Raw genomic sequence first — 26,467 nt, 5'->3', positions numbered from 1 at the left:
TACACTGTTATCTTTTTCTCTGATTTTAAGGATGTTTATATGCTCAACGTCAGTGAGTACTTCGACGGAAAAGTGAAATCAATTGGTTTCGACAGTGCCAGTACCGGGCGCGCCAGTGTGGGCGTGATGGCGGAAGGCGAATATACGTTTGGCACCGGCCAGGCGGAAGAGATGACGGTAGTCAGCGGATCGTTGAAGGTGTTGTTACCAGGTGAAGCCGAGTGGAAGCACTTTGAGCCAGGCCAGGTGTTTAACGTCCCGGGTCACAGCGAGTTTCATCTGCAGGTGGCAGAGCCTTCTTCCTATCTGTGCCGCTATCTGAAAGATTAAACCTGAAGGGCCGACGCCGTTCGGCGCCAAAAGAAGCTCAGCCGTCTCGCGCTGAGCTTCTTTAATGCATCCGCTTAACGCTGCGCTTCGCCACCCAAAGCTTCAATCGTATTGCTCACCAACGCCGCCAGCTCGCTGGTCATCAGAATAAAGTCGGCATCAAATCGCGCCTGAACATCATCCCGATCGATATCATCATTCTGTTCACGCAGGGTGTCTGAAAACTTCAGACGCTTCAGCGAGCCATCATCGGAGAGGATCAGCTGCACGCGCTCCTGCCAGTCCAGTGCCAGTTTGGTCACCAGTTTGCCGGCTTCGATATGGTTAGCAATCTCATCGCACACCAGATCCTGCTTCTTACAGCGGATCACGCCGCCATCTTCCAGCAAGGCTTTCAGCTCGGCTTCGTCCATCAGTGCGAAACCGGCCGGCGTTTCACCTGAACGCACCCATTCGGTCATGGTCAGCTCAATCGGGCTTTCCAGCGTCAGTGGCACCACCGGCAGCGAACCGAGGCTCTTGCGCAGCAGCGCCAGCGTATCTTCGGCTTTTTTGGCACTGGCACAGTCAACCATGATCAGGTTGTTAACGGTATCAATCCACAGGAAGGTCTGGCTGAAACGGCTAAAAGCGCGTGGCAGCAGGCTGTGCAGCACTTCATCTTTCAGCGAATCTTTTTCGGTCTTTTTCAGTTTGCGCTGCTGTTCGGCTTCAAGCTTGCCAATTTTGGCTTCCAGCGCCTGTTTGATCACTGTAGAAGGCAGGATTTTCTCTTCTTTGCGCGCGCAAATCAGGATCTGGCCATTATTGACGTGGGTAAATGCATCATGGCGCGGGCCCATTGGCGAAACCCAACCGGTTTTTGCCATATCCTGGCTGCCACAGGGAGCGAAAGAGAATGCCTCAAGCTGTTTTTCCATCTCGTCAACCGCCAGTGGGATCTCGCGATTCAGACGATATACCATTAAATTCTTAAACCACAGCATTATGCTTTCCCTCTCGGGCGCGCATCAGGCGCGCTAATTCAAAGTCAGCGCGCATGATAGCGAATCGGCGGCGGGGTTTCATTGCCTTTCCGCCTCCGGCCTTCTAAGGTAAGACGATGACCGTCAAATAATGAGGAATAACAAGTGCGTATCGGGATAGATTTAGGTGGAACTAAAGTTGAGGTGATAGCACTTGCTGAATCCGGCGAGACGCTGTTCCGTCACCGCGTGCCCACGCCGCGTGATGATTATCAGCAGACGCTGGACGCCATTGTCGGCCTCGTCAGGCTGGCCGAAGAGAAAACCGGTGAGCAGGGCACGGTCGGCATCGGCATTCCGGGGACGCTATCGCCCTACACGCGGCTGGTGAAGAACGCCAACTCGACCTGGCTCAACGGGCAGCCGCTGGATAAAGACCTGCAAAAAATGCTTAACCGTGAGGTGCGGATCGCCAATGACGCTAACTGCCTGGCCGTGTCCGAAGCGGTGGATGGCGCGGCGGCAGGGAAGCAGACGGTGTTTGCGGTGATTATCGGCACCGGCTGTGGTGCGGGTGTGGCGCTGAACGGTCAGGCGCACATTGGCGGCAACGGTAATGCGGGCGAGTGGGGGCATAATCCGCTGCCGTGGATGGATGAAGATGAGCTGCGTTACCGCGAAGAAGTGCCGTGCTACTGCGGTAAACAGGGCTGCATTGAAACCTTTATCTCCGGCACCGGCTTCGCCACGGACTATCACCGCCTGAGCGGCGTGGAGCTGAAAGGCGCGGAGATTATCACGCTGCTGGAGCAGCAGGATCCGGTTGCGGAGCTGGCGATGAGCCGTTATGAGCTGCGGCTGGCAAAATCGCTGGCGCACATCGTCAATATTTTCGATCCGGAAATGATTGTGATGGGCGGCGGCATGAGCAATAACGATCGTCTGTATCAGACCGTGCCGCAGTTGATGAAGAAGTGGGTGTTTGGCGGAGAGTGTGAAACCCCGCTGCGTAAAGCGGTTCACGGCGATTCAAGTGGCGTACGTGGCGCCGCCTGGCTCTGGCCGCAGTAAAAAAAACAGGGCCGAGGGTCGGCCCTTTTTCTTGCTTACTCGCCTGCCAGCATCGCATCGCGCGGCGCGTTGGCTCGCTGGTTTTTGGTCATCAGGAAGTAGATATAGCCTGCCACCATAAAGGCCACGAATAGCGCCCCAATCAGCGCATTGAACCACAGCATGGCAATCAGACAGACCACGGCCAGTACCAGCGCAATGCCCGGAACGATTGGGTAGCCCGGCGCCCGGAAACTGCGCTCCAGCTCTGGCGCAGTGCGGCGCAGTCGGAACAGGCTCAGCATGCTCATGATGTACATCACAATGGCACCGAACACCGCCATGGTGATCATCGCGGCGGTCAGCGTCATGCCCTGCAGGTTAATCCAGCTGTCGCTGAAGATCGCGGCAATGCCAATCAAACCACCGGCAATGATGGCGCGGTGTGGCGTCTGGAAGCGGGACAGCTTAGCCAGTCCGGCAGGCAGATAGCCAGCGCGGGACAGGGCGAAGAACTGGCGGGAATAGCCCAGAATAATGCCGTGGAAGCTCGCCACCAGGCCAAACAACCCAATCCACACCAGCATATGCATCCAGCCGGAGTTTTCGCCCACCACCATTTTCATCGCCTGCGGCAACGGATCGTTGATGTCCGACAGCTTACGCCAGTCACCCGCACCGCCGGCCAGCAGCATCACGCCAATGGCCAGGATCACCAGCGTCAGAATACCGCTGATATAAGCCTTCGGAATGGTGCGTTTCGGATCCTTGGCTTCTTCAGCGGCCATCGCGGCCCCTTCAATGGCGAGGAAGAACCAGATAGCGAACGGGATAGCGGCAAAAATCCCGGAAAGCGCAGGCAGTCCGAAGTGCTCGCCACCCGACCAGCCATTGGCGGCAAAGTTGGCCACACTGAAGCCCGGCGCGACTACGCCCATAAATACCAGCAGCTCAAGCACCGCTAACACCGTCACCACCAGCTCAAACATCGCCGCCAGCTTAACGCCGAGGATATTCAGCGTCATAAAGATGATATAGGCGCCCACTGCGGCATATTTCGGATTCAGATCGGGGAACTGCACGTTGAGATAGGCGCCGATAGCCATCGCAATGGCCGGCGGGGCAAAGACGAACTCAATCAGGGTTGCCATACCGGCAATCAGGCCACCGGTTTCGCCAAAGGCGCGACGGCTGTAAGCAAAAGGGCCACCGGCATGCGGGATCGCCGTGGTCAGTTCGGTAAAGCTAAAAATAAAACAGGTATACATAAGGGCGATCAGCGCGGTGGTGACCAGGAATCCTAAGGTTCCCGCCACACCCCAGCCGTAACTCCAGCCAAAATATTCGCCGGAAATCACCAGACCTACCGCAATGCCCCACAGATGTATTGTGCCCAGAGTGGGCTTCAGTTTGCCTGTCATAACGCATTCCCCGTGATGAGTTTTATTGTCAGTCGATAATGCAGTCGCGACCCGCCGGAAAACTTGACGCTGGCGTAAGGAATTTTGTGCTCTGCTGTCAACTCAGAAGCAAAAAAAGCGCCAGATGCACGCTAAAGTCAAAAGAGGGTCATCTGCGGTCAAGCGGGTCAGAGGCAGGTGACGCCATGCTGGTATCACACGGCGGGTAACCGACAGCCAACCATTACGGAGCCAGACTATGACTGCCACGCAATATGACAACCTGGATACAGCCGCGCTGCTAAACCTTGCTCAGCGCACGCTCACCCGTTATCCCGCAGCCTTGCAGGGAACGCTGAGCCTGCTTTGCCGCTCAGAGAACGCCACGTTTTTACTGCAGGCCGGTGGCAAACGCTACGCGCTGCGCCTGCATCGCGGCAATTATCATCAGCGTGCGGATATCGAAAGTGAACTGCACTGGCTCGATGCGCTGCGGGAAACCGGCATCGTGGTGCCGCAGGCGGTGCCGGATAAAGAGGGTCAGACCGTGCAGACGCTGCAACTGGAAGACGGTAGCGAGCGCCATGTGGTGCTGTTTGACTGGATTGAAGGCGAGATGCCGACCACCGAGGTCGATCCGCGTGCCTTCCAGCAGTTAGGCCATATCACCGCCCGCCTGCATCAGCACAGCAAAAGCTGGCAGAAGCCGGCGGGATTCCAGCGCATCATCTGGGATCACCAGACGATGGTCAGCCCGCAGAGTCACTGGGGCGACTGGCGCGATGTGCCGAATCTGCGTCTGCAGGATCGTCCGGTGGTGGAAGAAGCGATTGCCCGGGTCGGTAGCGATCTGACGATCTTCGGTAAAGACGCCTCGCGTTACGGCTTGATCCATGCGGATCTGCGGCTGACCAACCTGCTGCTGCACAAAGGCGAGACGCGGGTGATCGACTTCGATGACTGCGGCATGGGCTGGTATCTGCACGATCTTGCGGCAGCGATCAGTTTTGTCGAGCACCATCCTCGTGCAGCAGAGTGGGTGGATCACTGGATCAAAGGCTACGAGCAGATTGCCCATATCAGTGATGAAGAGATGGCGATGCTGCCAACCCTGCTGATCCAGCGCCGTATCCAGCTGATGGCGTGGGCCGGATCCCATGCCGAAACCGAGATGGCGCACAGTCTTGGCCCAGAGTGGGCGGATCATTCTGTGCGCCTGTGCCACCGCTATCTGGAGACCCGCGAGCTTCCGGTTGGCGCCTGATTTGCACCCAGAACGGGCAGGCACGCGGCGGGTGCCGCATCTGCCCGTGATTGTCCTGTCATAACACCTTGTTTTTAAACGTCACCGACGAGGTTGGTATGAATATTGCTGCATTAGCAGCATATTTTCTACGCCGAGGCGACGATGATGGAAACCGGTCTTATCAGACAGCCTGACATGGCAACGGCGCTGAATGCCAGCGCCGTCAGTAATCGTGGGGTTCTGGCGGCGGCAGCCAGCGGCCTGAGCAGTTTTATCAGTGAGAAGGGCGGCGATGTCGATCGCATTTTTGGCGTCAGCGGCATCGATCCCGAACTGCTTTCCAGCCCGACCTTAAGCCTTGGGCTGATCAACTACTGTCGCGTGATGGAAGAAGCGGCGCGTTATTCAGGTTTTGATAACTTCGGTTTGCACTACGGCAAGCAGTTTAAACCGCAGTCATTAGGTCTGATTGGTTATGTTGGCCTGTGTTCGGCGACGCTGGAACAGGCATTGCAGAACGTGGTGAATGCCTTTCCGTATCATCAGCACGACACGCTCACCCGGCTGGTTGATAAAGGGGATTGCTGGCGGCTGGATTACCAGGTGCGCCACGGCGCGATCCTCTGTCGCCGTCAGGATGCTGAACTGACGCTGGGGATGTTTATGAACCTTATTCGCCATGTGGCGGGTAAAAACTGGGCACCCAGAGAGGTCCATTTCGAGCATCCACGGCCTTCACAATGGCATGAGCACTGCAAAGTGTTCGATGCGCCGGTCTATTTTGATCAACCCTTCAACTCATTACTGATCCCGAAACGCGATCTGGCGCGATCGATGCCGGACAGCGATCCGATGCTGTTAATGGTGATGCAGGATGCGATCCGCCGCCTGAACAGCGCCACGCCACAACAAAATATTGTCGATCAGGCCCGTGCGCAGGTGCATCTGGTGTTGCTGAAAGGTGAGCCGGTGCTGGAAGAGGTGGCTGAAAAAATGGGGCTGTCGAGCTGGTCGCTGCAACGGCGTCTACGCGATGAAAACCTGAGCTTCACCGCGCTGGTGGACAAGGTGCGTTGCGAAATGGCCAAGCACTACCTGCAACAGCGCCAGCTGCCAATTTCGGAGATGGCGCTGCTGTTGGGCTATTCCGAAGTCAGCGCCTTTTCCCGCGCCTTCCGCCGCTGGTTTGGCATCAGCCCACGTCAGTGGCGGCAGGACGAGTTGGCGGGTTAACCGGCCGGCTTAAAGTCGAGAATAATTTCGCTGGGGAATTTTTTCGGTGGCGCGGGCAGATTTTCCGCGCTGCTGACCACGCCCCAGGCTTTCTTACACAGTTGCTCATCGCCCGACGTACTCAACACGCTATACCGCCCATTCTGTTTCCAGCTAATGGTCAGCACGCATTCGCGTCCGACATAACGCGCGTGGTCATAAAAATTGCGCTGAATACCGTACTGCATTTTCGCGTAGTAGCGGCAGTCTTCCTCAGACATTTCTGCGGTGGCGGCTGTGCACTGCTGGTCAGCAAACGCCTGCATTTCCTGCGCCGTCGCCGGGGCATTTTGCTGAGTATTTTTGGCTGACTGACAGCCGGCCAGCAGCGTCGTCATCACCGTTGCCGCCAACGCCCATGCCATTTTGTGCCGATTCATTTTCATTTATTCATCACTATTTCTAAAGAATCCTGACGTCCAGCCGATAGTTTATCCTGTTAGCTTCTTGCTGGCTGACTCTTTTTTCGCCGTCAGACTCTTTACAGATAAATCTCTACTTCAGCGAATATATTCTCTCAGATTAAAACAAACTGGCAGGGAATTTACTTAATAACGGAAATAAATTATTTTTCAATTCTCCTTTTCCAGCGTAAATTATGCCTGTTTTTATTAAGTGCTTCGGGAAGTAGAGCAACAGGTTTGCCGTAAATGAAGCCGTCAGACGGGTTTTTACCTTAATTCATGGAACAGAAATGAAACCTTATATTAACGTCCTCGCATTGACCTTATTAAGTAGCGCCATGCTCAGCGGTTGCGCGACCGAATCCTCGCGTGCCATTGAAGCGCCTCAGGTGACTGCTGCCACGCAACCGGCCTGGCAGGGCGCTAAAAGCCCCATCGCGGTCGGTAAGTTCGATAACCGTTCCGCGTATATGAACGGCATCTTCTCGGATGGCGTCGATCGTCTGGGCAATCAGTCCAAAACGATTCTGATCACCCACCTGCAGCAAACCGGCCGCTTTAACGTGCTGGATCGCGCCAACCTGGATGAGCTGAAGGCTGAAGCGGGCTACAAGCGCAGCGCGCAGACCATCAAGGGTGCGGATTATGTGGTGACCGGTGATATCACCGAGTTCGGACGCAAGGAAGTCGGCGATCAGCAGCTGTGGGGCGTTCTGGGCCGGGGGAAAACGCAGGTTGCTTACGCGAAAGTGAACCTGAATATCGTCGATGTTGCCACCTCTGAAGTGGTTTATTCCGTGCAGGGCGCGGGCGAATATCAGCTTTCAAATCGTGAAGTGATTGGCTTTGGCGGCACCGCCAGCTATGACTCAACGTTGAATGGCAAGGTGATCGATCTGGCGATGCGTGAAGCGGTAAATCATCTGGTCAGCGGACTGGAGTCCGGCGCATGGCGCGCAGCTAAATAACTCAGGGAAGGGAATACAATGCGAATTAATAAGACACTGCTAATAGCGACAACCGCGCTGTTATTGACGGCCTGCGCCGAAAAAAGTAGCAATATCTATTATTGGGGTGACTATCAGCCCTCGCTTTACAGCTATTACCAGAAAAGTGCGGCACCTGAAAAAGAAATTGAGACGCTTAATGCAGTTATTCAGCAAGCCCATGCCAAAAATAAACCGGTAGCGCCAGGCCTGCGCGCGCAATTGGGATTGTTGTATGTCGATACCGGTCATCCGGATCTGGCATTCGAGCAATTTAACGCCGAGAAAACCGCGTTTCCTGAATCCGCTCACTATATGGACTTTCTGATGCGTAATAAGCAGGGAGCAAATTAATGAAGAAAATTGTAGTTATTTCCGCCGTCCTGGCGGTGCTGGCCCTGACCGGCTGCGCCAAAAAAACGCCTTATGATTACACCGCGTTCCGTGCCAGCAAGCCGGCCTCGATTCTGGTGCTGCCTGCGGAAAATCGCACCACGGATATCAATGCCGCCCACAGCTTTGCCTCGCTGGTAACACAGCCGCTGGCGGAATCGGGCTACTACGTCTTCCCGGTCGCCGTGGTGGAAGAGACCTTTAATCAGAACGGCCTGACCAATGCCACCGACATTCGTGGCGTCAGCGCGGCTAAGTTGCGCAGTATCTTCAATGCGGATGCGGCGCTGTACATCGATATCACTTCGTACGGCACCAAGTACATTGTGGTAGACAGCGTGACCCAGGTGACGGCCACTGCCAAACTGGTGGATTTGCGCACCGGCACGCAGATCTGGAGTGGACTGGCCACCGCGGCGAACAACGAAAACAACAATAACCAGGGACTGGTGGGGATGCTGGTTGCGGCGGCGGTGAAGCAGATCGTCAACAACGTCAGCGATGAGGCGCATACCGTGGCCTCTGTCACCAGTGCCCGTTTGCTGAGCGCCAATGACAATGGCGGCATTTTAAAAGGGCCGCGCGCGAAATCACCGACCCTGTAAGTCATCATCGGGCGCCTTCCAGGCGCCCGCTTTACGCCGAGGGCGTTTCCAGCTTGCTGTAACCCAATCCGTTGACTTTTCTGACCTTGATCTGCACCGGGATGCGTTCTTTCATCGCTTCCACGTGGCTGATCACGCCAATCGTTTTGCCACTGGCATTCAGGGCATCCAGCGCGTCCAACGCACTGTCCAGCGTTTCCGCATCCAGCGTGCCAAAACCTTCGTCGAGGAACAGGGATTCAATCCGGGTTTTATGGCTGACCAGGTCCGACAGCGCCAATGCCAGCGCAAGGCTGACGAGGAAGCTTTCGCCGCCGGACAGGGTGCGGGTATCGCGCAGTGAATCTGCCTGCCAGGTATCCACCACCTGCAACTCCAGCGCCTCTTTCGATTTACGCTGCAACAGATAGCGTCCGTGCAGCCGGTTCAGCTGGTTGTTCGCCAGCCACACCAGGTGATCAAGGGTCAGTCCCTGGGCAAACTTACGGAATTTATCCCCTTCGCGGGACCCGATCAGCTGGTTGAGATAGCCCCAGTCTTCCACTTCCTGTTCGTTCTGCCGGATTTGTTCCAGTAACGATTGCTGCTGCTGGCGACGCGCGGCATCGCTGGTCAGCTGCTGGCGGGTTTCCCCTTGCTGGCGATTATTCTCTTTCAGCAGGTTAGCCAGCCGGCTGACCGCTTCACTTAACGCCTCAGTCTGCTCCGTGAGTTCGGCGGGTTTCTGCTCAAGATGCCGATCCCGGATTTTTTGCGCCTGTTGCAGCAATACGCTGGCTTGCTGGCGACGCTGGTCGTGCTGCTTTTGCAATGCACGCAGTTTCAGCGTCTGCTCTTCATCCAGCAATGCGGCAGTGAAGGCCGCTTCATCACTGAAGTGACTGGCGGCCAGTGCGGTATTCAACGCTTGCTGAGCATCTTCAAGCCGTCGTGCCAGCGTAACCGACTGCTCAGATAGTGAGTTATGCTGTCCGGTCAGTGTATTTAACTGGTTCTGCTCTGTCTGCCACTGCTGCAGGCAGGCTTGGCTGCTTTCGGCGTGACGCTGAGAATCCAGACGCAGCTGCTGTTGTACCGCTGAAGTTGCCTGCTCGCCAAACAGCTGCAGGCGTTGGGCTCGCAATTCGCTCAGCGATTCAGCTTCGGTGTTAAGGCGCAGTGCCAGTTCCGCAAGGCGCGATTTTTCGCGGCCGATTTCATCGCTCAATGCCTGCTGCTGAGTGGCAAGGGTCGTCAGCTGTGGCAACAGGTCAGTTAGCGCCTGCTCCGCTTTCAGCCACTGCTGCCACTTATCTTGTCTGCTGGCCAGCCAGCTTTCATGGCTGCCCGGCTCGGGTGGCGTCAGCGCAGATTCGGCCAGCGAGGCCTGCAGGTCGTCGCGCTGCTGCTGCACGGCGGCCTGCTGCTGTTTATGCTGCTGCTCCAGCTCGCTCAGCGCCTGTCGGGTAGTAAGCAGTTGCTGACCTGCCAGCTGTTGCTGCTGCAGCAATGCTGCCAGCTCATTCTGCCGCTGGTTCAGCGCATCTTTCTGCTGTTGCAGTTCTCGCGCGCTTTGCTGCAGGCTGAGTAAGTTAGCCTGACCCTCAGCTTCTGACTGATCCTGAGCGGCCAGCCATTGCTGCGTTTCTTCCCGGTCTGCCAGCGTCAGGGTTAACGCCAGGCCATCGACTGCGGTCTGCCACTGGCTTTGTAACTGTGCGGCTTCACGATCGTTCTCTTCCCGCAGCTGCTGCTCTTTCTCCGCCTGCTGCTGCAGGTTTTTCAACTGTTCCCGCGTCGCCGTGCCCTGATCTTTCAGGCTATCGACCTCGGCTTTCAGTTTGACCAGCCGCTGCTGATTTTCTGACGGCTCAAGGGCCTGATAGTCGGCAATTGCAGGATGCTCGCACGCGCCACACAGCGGACAAGGCTGACCGGCTTCCAGTAAGGCCCGCTGCTGCTCCAGCCCGGCAATGCGCCTCTCAAGCTCGCAGCGCTTCTCCAGATCCTGCCAGTGCTGATGCTTCTCTTTCCAGTTCGCGCGCAGCACCTCGAGTTGCTGTTCGGTCAGCTTCAGCTGTTTCTGACCCTCTGACTGACTGGTTTGCTGTCGCTGCATGCGGGTCTGCAACTGCTGCCACTGCGGGATCAGCAGCGCCAGCGTTTGTCGGAGTGGACGTTGCTGGCTGAGCTGGGCCAGCGAGGCCTGCAGCCGATCTTCCGGATGCTGCAGCTGACGCTGGTGATGCAATTTTTCAGCTTCATCACAGCGGGTTTTGGCCTGTTCCAGCTGCTGTTGCTGAGGCTGTATCTGCCGATCGAGCGCGGTGTAATGCTGTTCCTGCTGAACCACCTGAGCGGCCTGTTGTGCACTGCGTGCCTGCAGTGCAGTCAGCGCCAGTTCGCTCTGATGCTGCTGCTCAAAGCGCACGCGCCACAGGGGAAGGGAGGCACCCCAGCCGGAAAAGTGCGGATGTGCCTGCTGCCATTGGCGGGTTTGCTGCTGCTGAAGTTGCTTCTCAGCCTGGGATTTCTGGTTCTGCTGCAGGGCATCCTGCCGACGATTAAGAGATTGTTGGTACTCACTGACCTCTTTTTCGAGCAGCTGGTTTTGCTGGTCCAGCGTGGCGATGCGGTTATCCAGCGGCAGCACCCTGTCGGTAATCACCGTTTCCTGCTGCTGGCGATGCGCTTCATGCTGTTGCCGTGCCTCATCGGCCGCTTTCAGCTGCTGGGTTAAGCCGGTCAGCTGCTGCTGAGCCCGATCCTTTTGCTGGGACAGGTTCTGCAGCTGGATGCTGAGCTGATGCGCATCCTGCTGATACTGTTCGCGTTGTTGCCAGAGCGGGCGCAGTTTTTCTGCCGGTTCGGCCTGAACCAGACGCGCCAGCTCGCCGCTGTCATGTTGCCAGGCGCTTTCGGCCTGCTGATGATCGTCTTCGGCCGCTTTCAGCGCCTGCAAGGCCGCGTGATATTGCTGCTGCCATTGCCATAAAAGGCTGTGCTGCTGATGTTGCGAAGTGAGTACCTGCTCATCCGACACCAACTGCTCTAACTGGGTTGTTAGCAGCTGCAGTTGCTCTTCGTCGAGTAGCGCCATGCCGCTGGCCTGCGCACGCAGCGTATCCAGCGCCACTTTGGCGTTTTTATGCCGTTCAAAGACGTTGGCGGACAGGCGACCGTAGATTTCGGTGCCGGTCAGCTCTTCCAGCAGCTCTGCCCGGCTGTTGGCATCGGCATTCAGAAAGGCGGCAAACTGCCCTTGCGACAGCATCATCGATTTGGTAAAGCGCTCGAAATCCAGCCCGGTCAGCGCCGTCAGCATATCCAGCTTGTCTTTCACCTTATCGGCGACGATTTTGTTGTCATCACAGCGGGCCAGCTCGACGCGCGGGGCCTGCAAATTGCCATCCACCGCGCCGCGTGCGCGGTTCTGGCTCCAGAATGCCCGCCAGGCCACGCCTTTCACTTCAAATTCAACCTCGGCCAGACATTCTGAGGTGTCGCGGGTCATCAAATCGTTCTGCGTCTGCGAGAGTTTCCCCAGCCGCGACGTCTCGTGGTACAGCGCCAGGCAGATGGCATCCAGCAGGGTGGTTTTTCCCGCGCCGGTCGGGCCGGTAATGGCAAACAAACCGTTGCTGGCAAAGGGCTCGGCGGTAAAATCTATCTTCCATTCGCCTTTAAGCGAGTTGAGGTTTTTGAACCGCAGCGTCAGGATTTTCACGGTTGCACCTCATCATCAATTTCTGCCAGCGTCAGGGTGAACAGCGCCGTCGCCCGCGCCAGCCGTTCAGGCTGTTCATTTTCTTCCAGCGCCAGACGGCGGCTAAACACCTCCTGCGCGCTGAGTTCGCTGAGGGTTTCATTGTTTTGCCGGTCGATAACCTGTTCCCGTTGCTCGCGGCTGCGGCGCAACAGCACCACCTCTACCGGCATTTCCTGGGTCAGTTCCTGAATACGCCGCTGAAGGTCGTTCAGCCACGCCTGGGTGGAAATCTCGATATCCAGCCACACCGGCTTGCCATCTTCACGCGGCGCAATCGCGGCCAGCTGCTGCTCAATCTCCTCCAGCGAGCCTTTGATCATCTGCATCGGCTGAAACAGCGGGACGGAGAGCGTTTCAACCTGGCTCAGCTTGCCGTCGGCAAAGTCGACCAGAAACACGCTTTTGTCTTTGCCCAACTCGTCAAAACTGAGCGGAATCGGGGAGCCGCTGTAGCGAATATGCTCCGTGTTGGCGATGCGCTGCGCGCGGTGGATATGGCCGAGCGCGATGTAATCCGCCGGGGGAAATGCCTGGGCCGGAAAAGCATCCAGCGTGCCGATATAGATATCGCGTACCGCATCACTTTTGGTCACGCCGACGGTGGTCAGATGGCCGGTAGCAATAATCGGCAACGGTAAATCCAGCCTTTGCCGCTCGGCCTGCGCCGCCTGCCAGCAGCGATCGTAATGCTGGGTGATGGCCTCCAGCAGGGTCTGCTGCTTCTCATGGCCAGACTGACCGGCCTGGCTGACGGTGATGTCACGCGGGCGAAGGAAGGGAATGGCGCACAGGACCGCGCCAGGTTCGCCATTGCGCTTATTCAGGATCACCACCTGCTGGGCGATATCGTCACTGGCCGCGGCGATCACCCGGGTGTTGAGACAGGCCAGCAGCTCACGCGATTCATTCAGCGTGGCGACGGAATCATGATTGCCACCCAGCACCACCAGCTGACAGCCGGTTTGCTGGAGGTTGACCACGAAACGGTTATACAGCTCGCGCGCATAGCTGGGCGGCGAACCGGTGTCGAAGATATCCCCCGCGATGATAATGGCATCTACCTGATGTTCCACCGCCTGAGCCAGCAGCCAGTCTGTAAAAGCCTGATGTTCCGGGGCGCGGCTTTTGGTGTAAAAAAATTGGCCCAGATGCCAGTCTGACGTGTGGATAATTCGCATGAGATCCCTTTAAGGCGCAAGGCAGAGTCGACGATTATAAACAGCAACGCGTAAAACCCCAGTCTGAATGACTGTAACCTTCACAAAAGTGTTATTAAACGGCGGCCCGGGCCGTGCTTTTTTCATAAAACTGTCATAAAACTGACGCATAATGACGCCGCAAATCCAGTGACATTCCGTCACAGTAGCAGGAGCAATAATGGCTAAGCGTATTCTGGTAGTCGAAGATGAAGCCCCAATCCGTGAGATGTTGTGTTTCGTGCTGGAGCAAAATGACTATCAACCGATAGAAGCGGAAGATTATGACAGTGCGGTCAATTTGCTTATCGAACCCTGGCCTGATTTGATCCTGTTGGACTGGATGCTCCCGGGTGGTTCAGGCATTCAGTTTATCAAGCATTTAAAGCGTGAAGCGATGACCCGCGACATTCCGGTGATGATGCTGACGGCGCGCGGTGAAGAAGAAGATCGCGTTCGCGGTCTGGAAGTGGGGGCTGACGACTATATTACCAAGCCGTTTTCGCCGAAAGAGTTGGTGGCGCGGATTAAAGCGGTGATGCGCAGGATCTCGCCAATGGCGGTGGAAGAAGTGATTGAGATGCAGGGACTGAGCCTGGATCCTTCGTCTCATCGCGTGATGTCAGACACCCAGCCGCTGGAAATGGGGCCGACGGAATACAAGCTGCTGCATTTCTTTATGACCCATCCTGAGCGGGTTTACAGCCGTGAGCAGTTGCTTAATCATGTCTGGGGCACTAACGTGTACGTCGAAGATCGTACCGTTGACGTTCATATTCGCCGCTTACGTAAAGCGCTGGAACTGACCGGGCACGATCGCATGGTGCAGACGGTTCGCGGAACAGGTTACCGTTTCTCTGCACGTTACTGATCGTTCGCACTGGAGTCTTCACCGTGTTGGAACGCCTCTCCTGGAAGAGATTGTTGCTGGAAGTGGTGCTCGCCTGCCTTCCGGCCCTGATTTTGGGGCTGCTGGTGGGCTACCTGCCCTGGCTGCTACTGGTATCGGTGTTAGCCGTTTTGGGCTGGCATTTCGCTAATTTACTTCGTTTATCCCACTGGCTGTGGATTGACCGCAGCATGACGCCACCGGCGGGGCGCGGCAGCTGGGAACCTCTCTTTTATGGCCTTTACCAGATGCAGGCGAGAAATCGCCGGCGTCGGCGTGAGCTGGGCCATCTGATCAAACGCTTTCGCAGTGGCGCCGAATCCTTACCTGATGCGGTGGTATTGACCACAGAAGAGGGCACCATTTTCTGGTGTAACGGCCTGGCGCAACAGATGCTGGGACTGCGCTGGCCGGAAGACAATGGTCAGAACATCCTTAACCTGCTGCGCTATCCCGAGTTTACCCGCTATGTGCGGCAGCGCGATTTTACCCGACCGCTGACGCTGGTGCTGAACAGCAATCGTCAGCTGGAATTCCGCGTAATGCCCTACTCGGAAGGGCAATGGCTGCTGGTGGCCCGTGATGTGACGCAGATGCATCAGCTTGAGGGTGCCCGGCGCAACTTCTTCGCTAACGTCAGCCATGAGCTACGCACGCCGTTAACGGTGCTGCAGGGCTATCTGGAGATGATGAACGATTCGGTGATGGAAGGCCCGCTGCGTGACAAGGCCCTGCACACCATGCAGGAGCAGACCCGCCGCATGGACGGCCTGGTGAAACAGTTGCTGACCCTGTCGCGGATTGAAGCCGCACCGGCGCTGGATCTGCAGGAAAAAGTCGACGTGCCGATGATGCTGCGTCTGCTGCAGCGTGAAGCGGAAACCCTGAGCCAGGGCCGGCACGAGATTCACTTCACGATGGACGCGGATTTGCGGGTGTATGGCAATGATGAACAGCTGCGCAGCGCCATCTCAAACCTGGTGTACAACTCGGTTAACCACACGCCGGCCGGCACGCGCATCGATATCAGCTGGCTGAGAACTCCACAGGGCGCGCAATTTAAGGTGAAGGATAACGGTCCGGGCATTGCACAAGAGCATATTCCCCGGCTGACCGAGCGCTTTTACCGCGTCGATAAGGCCCGTTCGCGGCAAACCGGCGGCAGCGGGCTTGGCCTGGCGATCGTCAAGCATGCGCTCAGCCACCACAACACCCGGCTGGACATCACCAGCCAGCCTGGCAAAGAGACCTGTTTCAGCTTCTCCTTACCACCAAGGTTGATTGTCAGCAGCGAGTTGGCACAGAATGCGGTTCGATGATCGTAGCGGAACCCTGTGATGAAAAAGCTGTTTCTGATGCTGCTGGCCTGTTTCAGCCTGACCACCCAGGCACAAGAGGGGATGCTGGCCGGTAACCTGACCAGCGTTGGCTCGGATACCCTCGGCAGCTTAATGACGCTGTGGGGCGATAGCTTCAACCGGCAGTTTCCGGGCGTAAATGTGCAGGTGCAGGCCGCTGGTTCCTCTACCGCACCCACCTCGCTGGCGGCCGGCGCGGCGCAGATTGGCGCAATGAGTCGCCCGATGCAGGCGGTTGAGCGCCAGCTGTTCGAGGACCGCTATGGCTATCCACCGCTGGCCGTGCCGGTGGCGATGGATGCGCTGGTGGTGGTGGTCAATCAGGACAACCCGATCAAGGGTCTGAATACGCAGCAGCTCGATGCGATCTTTTCCGTTACCCGGCGCTGTGGCGCGCTCTCCGCGGTGGATCGCTGGGGCGATGTGCAGTTAACTCAACCAAGCTGGGTGTCCCGTCCTTTGCAGCGTTTTGGCCGCAATTCCGCTTCCGGCACCTGGGGCTTTTTCAAGCAGCAGGCGTTGTGCAATGGCGATTTCCGCAATGATGTCGGGGAATATCCCGGCTCTGCGGCGGTGGTGCAGGCCGTGGCGGGCACGCTGAATGCCATTGGCTATGCCAGCATGGGCATTCATCTCAGCGGTGTGAAGACATTACCGGTGTCCCGCGATGGCCAGAACTGGGTGGCGCCGGATGCGGCCAATATTCGCAGCGGCCGTTATCCTTACGCCCGCAAGCTGTACCTGTACGTCAATAAACCACCCGGCAAGCCGCTGGAACCTCTTACCGCCGCGTTTCTTCATCACGTGTTATCCGCTGACGGCCAGGCGCTGGTCACCCAGGCGGGATATCTGCCGTTATCGCCAGAGCAGGTCAGTCAGGCGCGTGCGCTGATTGAGGATCGTTAACACCGGCCAAGATGAATTTTTTTCATGTCTGATGAATTATCCTCGTTTGCGCCAGCGTCGCTCTCATGACACTCTTGCGTCTGGACATATAGACATCCAGAAGTCTAAGAATAACGATTCGTGATAATTTCACCGGTAAATTATGCGCGTGTGCGCAGGTCAGGAGTGACACAACATGCAAAGAGATTCAGCTCAGTATCGTGCCGAAGTGGTAGGCAGCTTCCTTCGTCCCGCCGCCATCAAACAGGCGCGCGAGCAGTTCCAGAAGGGTGAGATTGATGCCGTTGCCCTGCGTCGTATTGAAGATGAAGCCATTCGTGATGTGGTCACTCATCAGCGCGCCTGTGGACTGAAGGTGGTCACCGACGGTGAATTGCGCCGCGCGTGGTGGCACTTTGACTTCTTCGATGGCCTGGAAGGCGTTGAGCGCTATGAGTCTGAGCAGGGCATCCAGTTCAACGGCGTGCAGACCAAAGCCCACGGTATCCGTGTCACCGGCAAGATCGCCTTCGGTAACCATCCGATGCTGGAAGACTTCCGCTACCTGAAAAGTATCAGCGGCGACGCGGTGGCGAAAATGACCATTCCTAGCCCAAGCGTGATGCACTTCCGCGGTGGCCGTAAGGCGATCGACGCCAACGTTTACCCGGATCTTAACGACTACTTCGACGATCTGGCCACCGTCTACCGTGACGCGATTAGCGCATTTTATGCGGCCGGCTGCCGTTACCTGCAGCTCGACGACACCGTCTGGGCTTACCTCTGTTCTGAAGATCAGAAAAGCCAGATCCGCGAGCGCGGCGACGATCCAGAACAGCTGGCGCGCATTTATGCGCAGGTGCTGAATAAAGCCATCGAAGGCAAGCCGGACGATCTGACCATTGGTCTGCATGTCTGTCGCGGCAACTTCCGTTCAACCTGGATCTCCGAAGGCGGCTATGAGCCGGTGGCAGAAATTCTGTTCGGCACCGTGAATATTGATGCCTTCTTCCTGGAGTATGATAACGAGCGTTCCGGCGGCTTCGAGCCTCTGCGCTTTATCAAACCCGGCAAGCAGCAGGTGGTGCTGGGCCTGATCACCACTAAAAACGGTGAGCTGGAAAATCCGCAAACGGTGAAAGCGCGGATTGCCGAAGCGGCGCAGTTTGTCAGCCTCGATCAAATCTGCCTGAGCCCGCAGTGTGGCTTTGCCTCCACTGAAGAGGGCAACAGCCTGACCGAAGAGCAGCAGTGGGCGAAGCTGCGTCTGGTGGTCGATATCGCCAAAGACGTCTGGTAACCCTGCATCAACCTGTGTAAAAGGCGCGGAATTCCGCGCCTTTTGTGCATCATCCGGCCATTCCCTGCAGAAATTAACCCCGCGTTGCACAAATAAAATACAAATCATGTAAGGCATCCAGCCGATAACCTGAAGCGATACACTGGCTGGTTCTTTTTTTGCAACATATCGCTCTGCTTTTCCGATCCCGCCTTGCCTTTCTGCCCTATAAACGGTTTACTTAGCGCCGTTTTTACGTTATCCCCCTGTAAACAGATTAAAATCAGCGCAAATCCGCTACCAGAGTGACCACAGGACAGACAATCGCCCTGTATCGGTCTGAAATTCTGGCGTTTTTAGTGCAGGCAGGGTGATGAAGCTGACATCGCGACTTCACTTAACACCAGTACGGGCTAATTTTCTGCTTATGACGAATCGTTTAACTTCCAAAGACATCCTGGCACTGGGGTTTATGACCTTTGCGCTGTTTGTGGGTGCAGGTAACATTATTTTCCCGCCTATGGTCGGCATCCAGTCTGGTGAACATGTCTGGATTGCGGCCCTCGGCTTCCTGCTCACTGCCGTAGGTCTGCCGGTGATCACCGTCATTGCGTTGGCCCGTGTCGGCGGCGGCGTGGATGCGCTGAGTACGCCTATCGGCAAAGCAGCCGGACTGGTGCTGGCCACCGTTTGCTACCTTGCCGTTGGCCCGCTGTTCGCCACGCCGCGTACCGCAACCGTCTCGTTTGAAGTCGGCATCGCGCCACTGACCGGTGACGGCTGGCTGCCGCTGTTTATCTACAGCCTGATTTACTTCTCGCTGGTGATCGGCATTTCCCTTTATCCCGGCAAACTGCTGGACACCGTTGGCCACTTCCTGGCGCCGCTGAAAATTGTGGCGCTGGCGATATTGGGCATCGCGGCGTTGATCTGGCCTGCTGGCGGCCTGGCCCCGGCGACCGAGGCGTATCAACATGCGGCGTTCTCCAGCGGCTTCGTCAATGGTTACCTGACCATGGATACGCTGGGGGCAATGGTGTTCGGCATCGTGATTGTCAACGCAGCGCGTTCGCGTGGCGTCAGTGACGCGAAATTGCTGACGCGTTATACCGTACTGGCCGGTTTGATTGCCGGTGTCGGCCTGACGCTGGTGTATCTGGCGCTGTTCAAGCTGGGTTCCAACAGTTCAGCTATCGTTGATCAGGGTGCCAACGGCGCAGCTATCCTGCACGCCTATGTTCAGCAGACCTTCGGTGGCATGGGCAGCGTGTTCCTCGCCGCGCTGATCTTTGTGGCCTGCATGGTGACGGCAGTTGGCCTGACCTGTGCCTGTGCCGAGTTCTTTGAGCAGTACCTGCCGCTGAGCTATCGCCAGCTGGTGTTTGTGCTGGGTCTGTTCTCAATGGTGGTGTCTAACCTCGGCCTGAGCCATTTGATTGCCATCTCCATTCCGGTGCTGACCGCAATTTATCCGCCGTGCATCGTGCTGGTGCTGCTGAGCTTTACCCTGAGCTGGTGGAACAAAAACACCCGCATTATTGCGCCAACCATGCTGGTCAGCCTGCTGTTCGGCATTGTTGATGCGATCAAAACCACCGGCTGGAAAGATTTGCTGCCGGCGTTCGCCCAGCATCTGCCGCTGGCAGAACAAGGTCTGGCCTGGTTGCCGCCATCGCTGGCCATGCTGGTACTGGTGGCCGTGTATGACCGCGTCTCCGGCAGTCGTGAGCAGGTCAGCGCGCAGCAGAAATAGTCTTAACCCCCGCGTCTTCTGTTGCCCGTGCGGCAGAAGACGCAGTCAGAGTGAAAGCAGAACCCGAAACATGACAAAAAATACGCTCAAAAAGGGACTGAGTACCCGCCACATTCGTTTTATGGCATTGGGATCGGCAATCGGCACCGGGCTGTTCTATGGCTCGGCAGACGCGATGAAAATGGCCGGTCCGAGCGTGATTCTCGCGTATATTATCGGCGGCGCGATTGCGTATATCATCATGCGCGCGCTCGGCGAAATGTCCGTCAACAATCCTCAGGCCAGCTCCTTTTCGCGCTATGCGCAGGACTACCTTGGCCCGCTGGCCGGGTATATCACCGGCTGGACCTACTGTTTTGAAATCCTGATTGTCGCCATCGCCGATGTCACCGCCTTTGGTATCTATATGGGCGTCTGGTTCCCGGACGTTCCGCACTGGATCTGGGTGCTGAGCGTGGTGCTGATTATCGGCGCCATTAACATGGCCACGGTGAAAGTGTTCGGGGAAGTGGAGTTCTGGCTGTCGCTGTTCAAGGTCGCGACCATCATTATTATGATTGTCGCCGGTATCGGCATCATCTTCTGGGGTATCGGCAACGGCGGTCAGCCGACCGGCATCCATAATCTGTGGACCAACGGCGGCTTCTTCGCCCACGGGGTGATTGGCATGGTGCTGTCACTGCAGATTGTGATGTTTGCCTATGGCGGCATTGAGATCATCGGCATCACCGCAGGTGAAGCGAAAGATCCTGAAACCTCGATCCCGAAAGCGATCAATACCGTTCCGCTGCGTATTCTGGTGTTCTACGTCGGCACGCTGTTCGTGATTATGTCGATTTTCCCGTGGAACCAGGTCGGCACCAACGGCAGCCCGTTCGTGCTGACCTTCCAGCATATGGGCATTGCGGCCGCGGCGGCAATCCTGAACTTTGTGGTGATCACCGCCTCACTGTCGGCGATTAACAGCGATGTGTTTGGCGTCGGACGTATGCTGCACGGTATGGCCGAGCAGGGCCACGCGCCGAAAATGTTCGCTACGGTTTCCCGTCGCGGCATTCCGTGGGTGACGGTGCTGGTGATGATGGCGGCGATGCTGGTGGCGGTCTATCTGAACTACCTGATGCCGGAAAAAGTGTTCCTGGTGATCGCCTCACTGGCGACCTTTGCCACCGTTTGGGTGTGGATTATGATCCTCTTCGCCCAGATTGGTTTCCGCCGCTCGCTGACCAAAGAGCAGGCGAAAGCGTTGAAGTTTGCCGTGCCAGGCGGCATCTTTACCGCCATCGTAGGCATCCTGTTCCTCGTCTTTATCATCGGCCTGATTGGCTACTTCCCGGATACGCGAATTTCGCTGTATGTCGGTGTCGCCTGGCTGGTGGTGCTGCTGGTGAGCTGGCAGTTTGTGAAGAAAACGCTGAACAAGAACGCCAACGCTTAACCGCGCTAACCGTTTAAGAACCGCCCCAACGTGGGCGGTTTTTTTATGGCTGCGATGCGGATTGAGGGTAGCTGACCGGCACCTGACTTGAGCGATCTGTCGCCTGCCCGATACGCTGTAAGGCAGCGTCATAAGGGCACAGCGTGCCCACCTCGGTGCGTTTGCAGCCGTCGGGGTGCCATTCCGTGGTCAGCAACGGATCGCTGGCGCTGATGGGCGTTAGCTGGCGCAGTTGATCCAGGCTTTGCGACTGGAAGTAGACCCGGAGAAAACGCTTACCGAGATTATCGCGCCAGCGTTCAAACACCAGGCTGCCGCCGGGCGGCAGATTGCCTCGTGGATAATCGCCCTGTTGCCAGCTGAAGTGCAGCAGCGTGCGCAGGTAGGAGAGGTTGATATCGCTGGCGACGAACAATAACCAGCGCACGTCGGGTGGTGCATCCTGCGACTGAGAGGTTTGCAACGCTTTGGCAATCTGATCCAGCAACACCGAGCCGCCCCGGCGTGCGGCGGAAGGCAAATCGTTGGTGAAATCATATTTCGCCGTCAGCAAAGGCAGTAATGCGCTGACCTTGGCCGCACTATCCGCCTGGCCAAACGCCACCTTGCTCAACGGCTGATTCTCACTCCAGGCTAAGCGGATGCTTTCTGCCATTGCCGCCAGGGTATCCAGCCCCTGGATAGCGATGCCGCCATTCGACCAGACGTTCAGAGTCCAGGGCCGATCGAATGCCGGGCAGGGCTGGTGATGCTGGCAAACGGCGTGTTTAAGGGCGTCAATTTGCGGTTGCAGACGCTGCTGCGCCTGTTCGGGGGTGCCGCCCAGTGCGTCCAGCGCTTCCTGCTTATAGCGGGCCTTTTGCGACTCACTGACTTTATCCGAGGGGAAGGCAAACAGCGCATCGTCTTTGTCCAGCGCATGCACCGGAACGCCGCAGCCAGGGAACGCGGCCGCAGACCAGGCTTCTGCACTGGCCTGGGTGCGCTGCAACGGACTGGAACGGATATAGACGTCGCCAGGGGATGGGCAACCGGCTTTTAACACGCCCAGCTGGCGATAGCGCCCGGCTTCATAGCGGGCCTTCAACCAGACGGCGGTGTAACCGTGGCCGGTCAGGTTGCCGTCGGCCGTTAACCAGCGCGGCCAACTGCGCTGTGTGCCCGCTTCAATGGACTGACGATCGCCCGGGGTGGGCGGCCGCACGCCATGGCGGCTGACTTCGACCACTTTTTCCAGCGTGTAGTCTTCTGCTTTCGCCGCGACGCACGGGCTGAAGACCCCGTACAGGACAGAAACCATCAGGGTGGTCACAAGGGAGAGTTTAGCGTCCATGTTTTCCTTTGCTTAGCGTTGAGTCAGGGGCGTGCCAGGCCCCTGACAGTAACGCAATCGTCAGGCCATTGAAACCGTGACGCTGCGGGCAAGGCTACAAATTGTTGCCCAGTGCAATGCTGCTGCCCAGATCGGTAAGATGGTGGGTGTCGTAGTAAAGCGGCAAGCCTTTACTGGCAATCAGACAGCCTTTTTGCGAGCATAAATTCTCTTTCAAATTGAGCACTTTCACCCCCGGCTGCGCATAGGCGCCGAGGATTTTATTGACTTTATCTTCCGTCAGATGAAAACGCAGCGTGCGGTCGGCAGCCGTATTTACGCCAGAGCCGTTGCTCAGCCACGCGTTAATTTTCGCCCGCAGCGGGATATTCTGGGTAATGCTGTAACGCAGCGGATCGATATCCAGACTCGGCACATCTTCCACTATTGTCACTTTCTTATTCGCCGCGCGTAATAGTTTTACCGCATTACCCAGGCCCTGATCGAGCGCCAGATAATTATCCTGTTGTTTTCCATCGATTGAGCGATAGCCATAGCCGGGAATTAATGAAAAGCCGGATGACCAGAATGCGGTAATCACCACTTCGTCGACCTTGTCACTGAGTAACGTTTTCATCACTTCTTTATTAAAGGCGGTGCACTGGTCGCCCTGTTCAGGATGATCCAGCATATAGCGGCTGCTGCCAATCAAAAATGGACAGGAGGATTTGGTCATCTGGAATAAGGGCTTTTTATTTTTCAAGGCATATTGCGCGACGGCCGAGCGCAGCGCCGCAGCATGGCTGTCGCCCACCAGTGCCACAGCCGGCACCGCTATCGCCGGCATACACAGACTGTTGGTTGACGGCAGGTTGGCACCATAGGTTAACAGGCAGGGATTGGTTTCCGCCTCGACCTTAAACAGCTCACCGTTGTTCACCAAATCGTTAACGCGATATTTCAGCCCGCCGGTCATATAGATAGAAACGAATGACAGAATACCGACCACGCATAATATGGCGTAGGACGTTATAATACGCTGTTGCGGCTGAGCCGGACGCCGGAACGGCTTCTCGACAAAGTACCAGGAAAAGGTGGCAATCAGCAGTGCGCCAGCGCTGATGGATAATCCCTGCACCACGCTTAAAGGATCGTTCGCGCTGATACGGGCCAGGCTCAGTAACGGCCAGTGCCACAAATACCATGAGTAGGAAACCTTGCCGATAAATACCATCAGCGGGTTTTCCAGCAGAGTCTGATGCAGGCGGTTATGGGTAAGAATAATCAGCACCGCGCCGACCACCGGCATCAGCGCGAGGAAGCCGGGAAAAGCACTCTCTTTATCGAGGAAAAATACCGGCAGCAGGATTAACAGCAGGCCCGCCAGCGTCAACGGCACGCCTTTGCTGCCGGTCACCGGCTGGTTGCGCCACAGAGCCAACAGCACTCCTGCGCCAAGCTCCCACGCCCGGGTGTGCAACAGGTAAAACGCGCTGTTGCCGTTGATTGGGGTGATGATAATGCCCGCGACCAGCGAGGCCAGACTGAGGGTAACAATGACCGCCTTCAGTGAAAATCGTAACCGGTGGGCAATGATCATCAACGCCGGCAGCACAAAATAAAATTGCTCTTCAATGCCCAGCGACCAGGTCATCAGCATCGGATTGAGGTCGGCGTTGGGATTAAAGTAATCAATGCCTTTCAACAGCATGACGTTGGGAACAAACAGCAATACGGCGGTGACATACTTTGCCAGATCGCGGAATTCCAGCGGTGACAAAATGCTGTAACTTAATGCGGTGATGCAAAACAACATAAAGAACAGGGCGGGGGCAATACGGCGGATGCGTCGAACGTAAAATTGATAAAAGGTGAAGGTATTATTGCTTATTTCTCTGGAGATAATGCTGCCAATTAAAAATCCAGAAATAACAAAAAATACGTCAACGCCAATAAATCCGCCCGATAACGCGCCAACGCCAGAGTGGAACAGAACCACCAGCAGGATCGCAAGGGCCCGCAGCCCGTCAATGTCTTTACGATAGGAAAATAGATGCACACTCTTCATGGTCACTGATCCCAAAAATACGCAGTATTGCCGTTAATAAAAAAACGAAAATAACAACTGATTACCCCACACGCGTTACTGACTTCTGTCAGGCCACCTGTGAAGCAAGCCGCGATGAATAATTGGACTAATTTTCATATCAGGCTATGGCAATACGCGGGGATTTCCAATACGGAGAAACAAATATAGATATTCCTGAGGGAATTATCTTAAAACGACCGGTGTTAATTTCGGCTAAGCAGAGGGGAACTAACAATTAAGTGAAAAAAATGGTGGGGCGCAGAAATGAAAAAGGCCCGCCGAAGCGAGCCTTTTCGACAGCGGACGCTATTACAGCTTAGCCGCGTTCGCAGACAGGTATTTAGCAACGCCGTCTGGAGACGCGCCCATACCTTCTTTTCCTTTTTCCCACTGAGCCGGGCACACTTCGCCGTGCTCTTCGTGGAACTGCAGCGCGTCAACCATGCGCAGCATTTCGTCAACGTTACGGCCCAGTGGCAGATCGTTAACAACCTGGTGGCGAACCACACCGGCTTTGTCGATCAGGAATGAACCGCGCAGTGCAACGCCAGCGTCCGGATGTTCGATACCGTACGCTTTCTGCACTTCACGTTTGATGTCAGCAACCATGGCGTATTTCACTTCGCCGATGCCGCCTTTTTCGATTGGGGTTTTGCGCCATGCGTTGTGCACAAACTCAGAATCGAAAGACACGCCGACAACTTCAACGCCGCGCTTCTGGAATTCTTCGTAACGCTTGTCGAAAGCAATCAGTTCAGAAGGACAAACGAAGGTGAAATCCATTGGCCAAAAGAACACAACGGTGGCTTTACCAGCGGTGTGTTTTTTAAAGTTGAAGTTCTCAACGATTTCACCGTTGCCCAGCACAGCTGCGGCAGTAAAATCTGGGGCTTGACGAGTTACCAGGACCATGTTCACTCCTGTAGAGAGAGGTGGGTTAATGAGACGAATCGCCTGCAGTATAAGAGCGATGTCGGGACAGGTGCCAGCGTAAAACGCTGATTGTTCAGATAGGTAAAACCTATCAAAAAATTAAAATGCTTAAAGCAGCCTCATACAATAACCGTTTTCGCCAAAAGGGCAAGCGGCAAACGTCTCACCCGGCTTTTACAGCGCTTTATGCACGGCTTTATCCATCATACGCGGATAAAACTGCCAAAAAAAATCTTCAAATATTTGATAATTATCAATAAAGTCGTCGAACGAATCTTCCAGCGCGGCCAGGCGTGGGCGACGACTGGCCATGCCCCGCAGTACCGGCTGCAGGTAATCGGCATCGGCGTACTTCTCCATCCAGCGATCGGACCATAAATAACGGTTAAGATTCTGGAATCGCTCGGGTGTCGAGGCTAATTCGGGCGCGATCACAGATTTTGCCTGAGCCAAAAAAGCTGGCAAGGAAATTTCCGGAACGATTTTATCCCAGTTTCGTGACAGAAAATGATCCCAGATCACGTCGAGGGTGATGGGGGAAACGCGACGGGTTTCGGCACGGAAAAAGTCACGCGCAGCGCGCACTTCGGGCAGCGCGTCGGTCATCACATCAATGCGACGATGATGCAAAATGCCCTCGGCAACCGGCGTCGGCCAGTCGTTATGCGGATTACCCCGCACAAAATCGGCCATCAAATTGCCCAACAGGGAGCTTTCGGCCAGCGAGGCCAGGTGGAGATGCGCAAGAAAGTTCATCCGGGGAGTATATCGCCTAATCCGCTGGTGGTGTAGTTGCGTTAGCCGGTGCAGGAACTCTGGATGAATGCGGCTCTGACAGGACTCCGGAGGTGTTCCCGGCGCGTGCAGCATTAGATTGTTTAGAAATGGCGGGATTTCAGCTAGAATGTGCGCCCTGATTTCCCAACAGTGAATGAC

Annotated in this window: 22 protein-coding genes; 13 read left to right on the top strand and 9 right to left on the bottom strand. The window is 56.2% G+C overall.

Annotated elements, in window-relative coordinates; translation table 11 throughout:
* Positions 1 to 39: 39 nt before the first annotated feature.
* Positions 40 to 330 (top strand): pyrimidine/purine nucleoside phosphorylase, encoded by a 291-nt coding sequence (gene ppnP / locus AC0IXH_RS12450; RefSeq protein WP_013200988.1) that lies wholly within the window; start codon positions 40 to 42, stop codon positions 328 to 330.
* A 74-nt stretch (positions 331 to 404) separates the two neighbouring features.
* Here the strand turns inward: ppnP and rdgC are convergent, their stop codons facing one another.
* Positions 405 to 1,316: a recombination-associated protein RdgC gene (gene rdgC / locus AC0IXH_RS12445; protein WP_013200989.1), complete on the bottom strand. Its 912-nt coding sequence runs from the start codon at positions 1,314 to 1,316 to the stop codon at positions 405 to 407.
* A gap of 144 nt (positions 1,317 to 1,460) precedes the next feature.
* Here rdgC and mak point away from each other — a divergent pair, with 144 nt between their 5' ends.
* Entirely contained in the window at positions 1,461 to 2,366 is a 906-nt protein-coding gene (gene mak, locus AC0IXH_RS12440; protein ID WP_013200990.1) for a fructokinase, read from the top strand.
* A gap of 35 nt (positions 2,367 to 2,401) precedes the next feature.
* On the opposite strand, the gene eat is transcribed toward mak, so the two are convergent.
* Positions 2,402 to 3,766, bottom strand: a complete 1,365-nt coding sequence (gene eat / locus AC0IXH_RS12435; protein WP_105759642.1) for an ethanolamine permease — start codon at positions 3,764 to 3,766, stop codon at positions 2,402 to 2,404.
* Between the two features lie 238 nt (positions 3,767 to 4,004).
* On the opposite strand from eat, the gene AC0IXH_RS12430 reads away from it, so the two are divergent.
* Both AC0IXH_RS12430 and qhpR read left to right on the top strand, forming a co-directional pair.
* Positions 4,005 to 5,009 (top strand): phosphotransferase enzyme family protein, encoded by a 1,005-nt coding sequence (locus AC0IXH_RS12430; protein WP_346565677.1) that lies wholly within the window; start codon positions 4,005 to 4,007, stop codon positions 5,007 to 5,009.
* Positions 5,010 to 5,156: 147 nt separating this feature from the next.
* Positions 5,157 to 6,224 carry an AraC-like transcriptional regulator QhpR gene (qhpR, locus tag AC0IXH_RS12425; protein WP_371732183.1) on the top strand — a complete coding sequence of 356 codons (1,068 nt, stop codon included), beginning with the start codon at positions 5,157 to 5,159 and terminating at the stop codon, positions 6,222 to 6,224.
* Here the strand turns inward: qhpR and AC0IXH_RS12420 are convergent.
* The gene (locus AC0IXH_RS12420; protein ID WP_049789584.1) at positions 6,221 to 6,649 is read right to left on the bottom strand and encodes a cell envelope integrity TolA C-terminal domain-containing protein; all 429 of its coding nucleotides are present in this window, start codon (positions 6,647 to 6,649) and stop codon (positions 6,221 to 6,223) included. The two genes, qhpR and AC0IXH_RS12420, sit on opposite strands and share 4 nt — an antisense overlap.
* 308 nt (positions 6,650 to 6,957) lie before the next feature.
* Here AC0IXH_RS12420 and AC0IXH_RS12415 point away from each other — a divergent pair, with 308 nt between their 5' ends.
* Genes AC0IXH_RS12415 through AC0IXH_RS12405 form a run of 3 tightly spaced genes read left to right on the top strand, consistent with a single transcriptional unit; the run spans position 6,958 to position 8,651 of the window.
* Complete coding sequence (locus AC0IXH_RS12415) at positions 6,958 to 7,635, top strand: CsgG/HfaB family protein (protein ID WP_471720503.1); 678 nt, start codon at positions 6,958 to 6,960, stop codon at positions 7,633 to 7,635.
* Positions 7,636 to 7,653: 18 nt separating this feature from the next.
* Positions 7,654 to 8,007: a DUF4810 domain-containing protein gene (locus AC0IXH_RS12410; RefSeq protein WP_013200995.1), complete on the top strand. Its 354-nt coding sequence runs from the start codon at positions 7,654 to 7,656 to the stop codon at positions 8,005 to 8,007.
* A complete protein-coding gene (locus AC0IXH_RS12405) occupies positions 8,007 to 8,651 on the top strand; it encodes a DUF799 domain-containing protein (RefSeq protein WP_013200996.1) in 645 nt (214 codons plus the stop codon). The genes AC0IXH_RS12410 and AC0IXH_RS12405 overlap by 1 nt, the downstream gene beginning before the upstream one ends.
* A 31-nt stretch (positions 8,652 to 8,682) precedes the next feature.
* Here AC0IXH_RS12405 and AC0IXH_RS12400 read toward each other — a convergent pair whose 3' ends face one another.
* Both AC0IXH_RS12400 and sbcD read right to left on the bottom strand, forming a co-directional pair.
* Positions 8,683 to 12,357 (bottom strand): AAA family ATPase, encoded by a 3,675-nt coding sequence (locus tag AC0IXH_RS12400; RefSeq protein WP_471720502.1) that lies wholly within the window; start codon positions 12,355 to 12,357, stop codon positions 8,683 to 8,685.
* Positions 12,354 to 13,577 carry an exonuclease subunit SbcD gene (gene sbcD / locus AC0IXH_RS12395; protein WP_346595158.1) on the bottom strand — a complete coding sequence of 408 codons (1,224 nt, stop codon included), beginning with the start codon at positions 13,575 to 13,577 and terminating at the stop codon, positions 12,354 to 12,356. The genes AC0IXH_RS12400 and sbcD overlap by 4 nt, the downstream gene beginning before the upstream one ends.
* A gap of 199 nt (positions 13,578 to 13,776) precedes the next feature.
* Here sbcD and phoB point away from each other — a divergent pair, with 199 nt between their 5' ends.
* The 6 genes from phoB to proY all read left to right on the top strand — a co-directional run bounded on the left by phoB (position 13,777) and on the right by proY (position 21,197).
* Positions 13,777 to 14,466 (top strand): phosphate response regulator transcription factor PhoB, encoded by a 690-nt coding sequence (phoB, locus tag AC0IXH_RS12390; RefSeq protein WP_013200999.1) that lies wholly within the window; start codon positions 13,777 to 13,779, stop codon positions 14,464 to 14,466.
* Between the two features lie 23 nt (positions 14,467 to 14,489).
* A complete protein-coding gene (gene phoR, locus AC0IXH_RS12385) occupies positions 14,490 to 15,803 on the top strand; it encodes a phosphate regulon sensor histidine kinase PhoR (RefSeq protein ID WP_053141799.1) in 1,314 nt (437 codons plus the stop codon).
* A gap of 18 nt (positions 15,804 to 15,821) precedes the next feature.
* Positions 15,822 to 16,748 carry a PstS family phosphate ABC transporter substrate-binding protein gene (locus AC0IXH_RS12380; protein WP_471720501.1) on the top strand — a complete coding sequence of 309 codons (927 nt, stop codon included), beginning with the start codon at positions 15,822 to 15,824 and terminating at the stop codon, positions 16,746 to 16,748.
* Between the two features lie 175 nt (positions 16,749 to 16,923).
* The gene (locus AC0IXH_RS12375; RefSeq protein WP_471720500.1) at positions 16,924 to 18,027 is read left to right on the top strand and encodes a cobalamin-independent methionine synthase II family protein; all 1,104 of its coding nucleotides are present in this window, start codon (positions 16,924 to 16,926) and stop codon (positions 18,025 to 18,027) included.
* A gap of 406 nt (positions 18,028 to 18,433) precedes the next feature.
* On the top strand, positions 18,434 to 19,759 hold the full coding sequence (gene brnQ / locus AC0IXH_RS12370; RefSeq protein ID WP_013201003.1) for a branched-chain amino acid transport system II carrier protein: 1,326 nt from the start codon (positions 18,434 to 18,436) through the stop codon (positions 19,757 to 19,759).
* 70 nt (positions 19,760 to 19,829) lie between these two features.
* Positions 19,830 to 21,197 (top strand): proline-specific permease ProY, encoded by a 1,368-nt coding sequence (proY, locus tag AC0IXH_RS12365; RefSeq protein ID WP_013201004.1) that lies wholly within the window; start codon positions 19,830 to 19,832, stop codon positions 21,195 to 21,197.
* 43 nt (positions 21,198 to 21,240) lie between these two features.
* On the opposite strand, the gene AC0IXH_RS12360 is transcribed toward proY, so the two are convergent.
* From AC0IXH_RS12360 to AC0IXH_RS12345, 4 genes are all read right to left on the bottom strand, one after another.
* Positions 21,241 to 22,530, bottom strand: a complete 1,290-nt coding sequence (locus AC0IXH_RS12360; RefSeq protein WP_471720499.1) for a histidine-type phosphatase — start codon at positions 22,528 to 22,530, stop codon at positions 21,241 to 21,243.
* A gap of 94 nt (positions 22,531 to 22,624) precedes the next feature.
* Entirely contained in the window at positions 22,625 to 24,577 is a 1,953-nt protein-coding gene (locus tag AC0IXH_RS12355; protein ID WP_471720498.1) for an acyltransferase family protein, read from the bottom strand.
* 330 nt (positions 24,578 to 24,907) lie between these two features.
* A complete protein-coding gene (locus AC0IXH_RS12350; RefSeq protein ID WP_013201007.1) occupies positions 24,908 to 25,510 on the bottom strand; it encodes a peroxiredoxin C in 603 nt (200 codons plus the stop codon).
* Between the two features lie 195 nt (positions 25,511 to 25,705).
* Positions 25,706 to 26,287, bottom strand: a complete 582-nt coding sequence (locus AC0IXH_RS12345) for an ACP phosphodiesterase (RefSeq protein WP_013201008.1) — start codon at positions 26,285 to 26,287, stop codon at positions 25,706 to 25,708.
* Positions 26,288 to 26,467 lie beyond the last annotated feature (180 nt).

It is taken from the genome of Erwinia sp. AC075, from assembly GCF_979253995.1.
The sequence above is the reverse complement of the archived record's forward strand: the minus strand, read 5'-3'. Positions and strand labels throughout refer to the sequence as shown.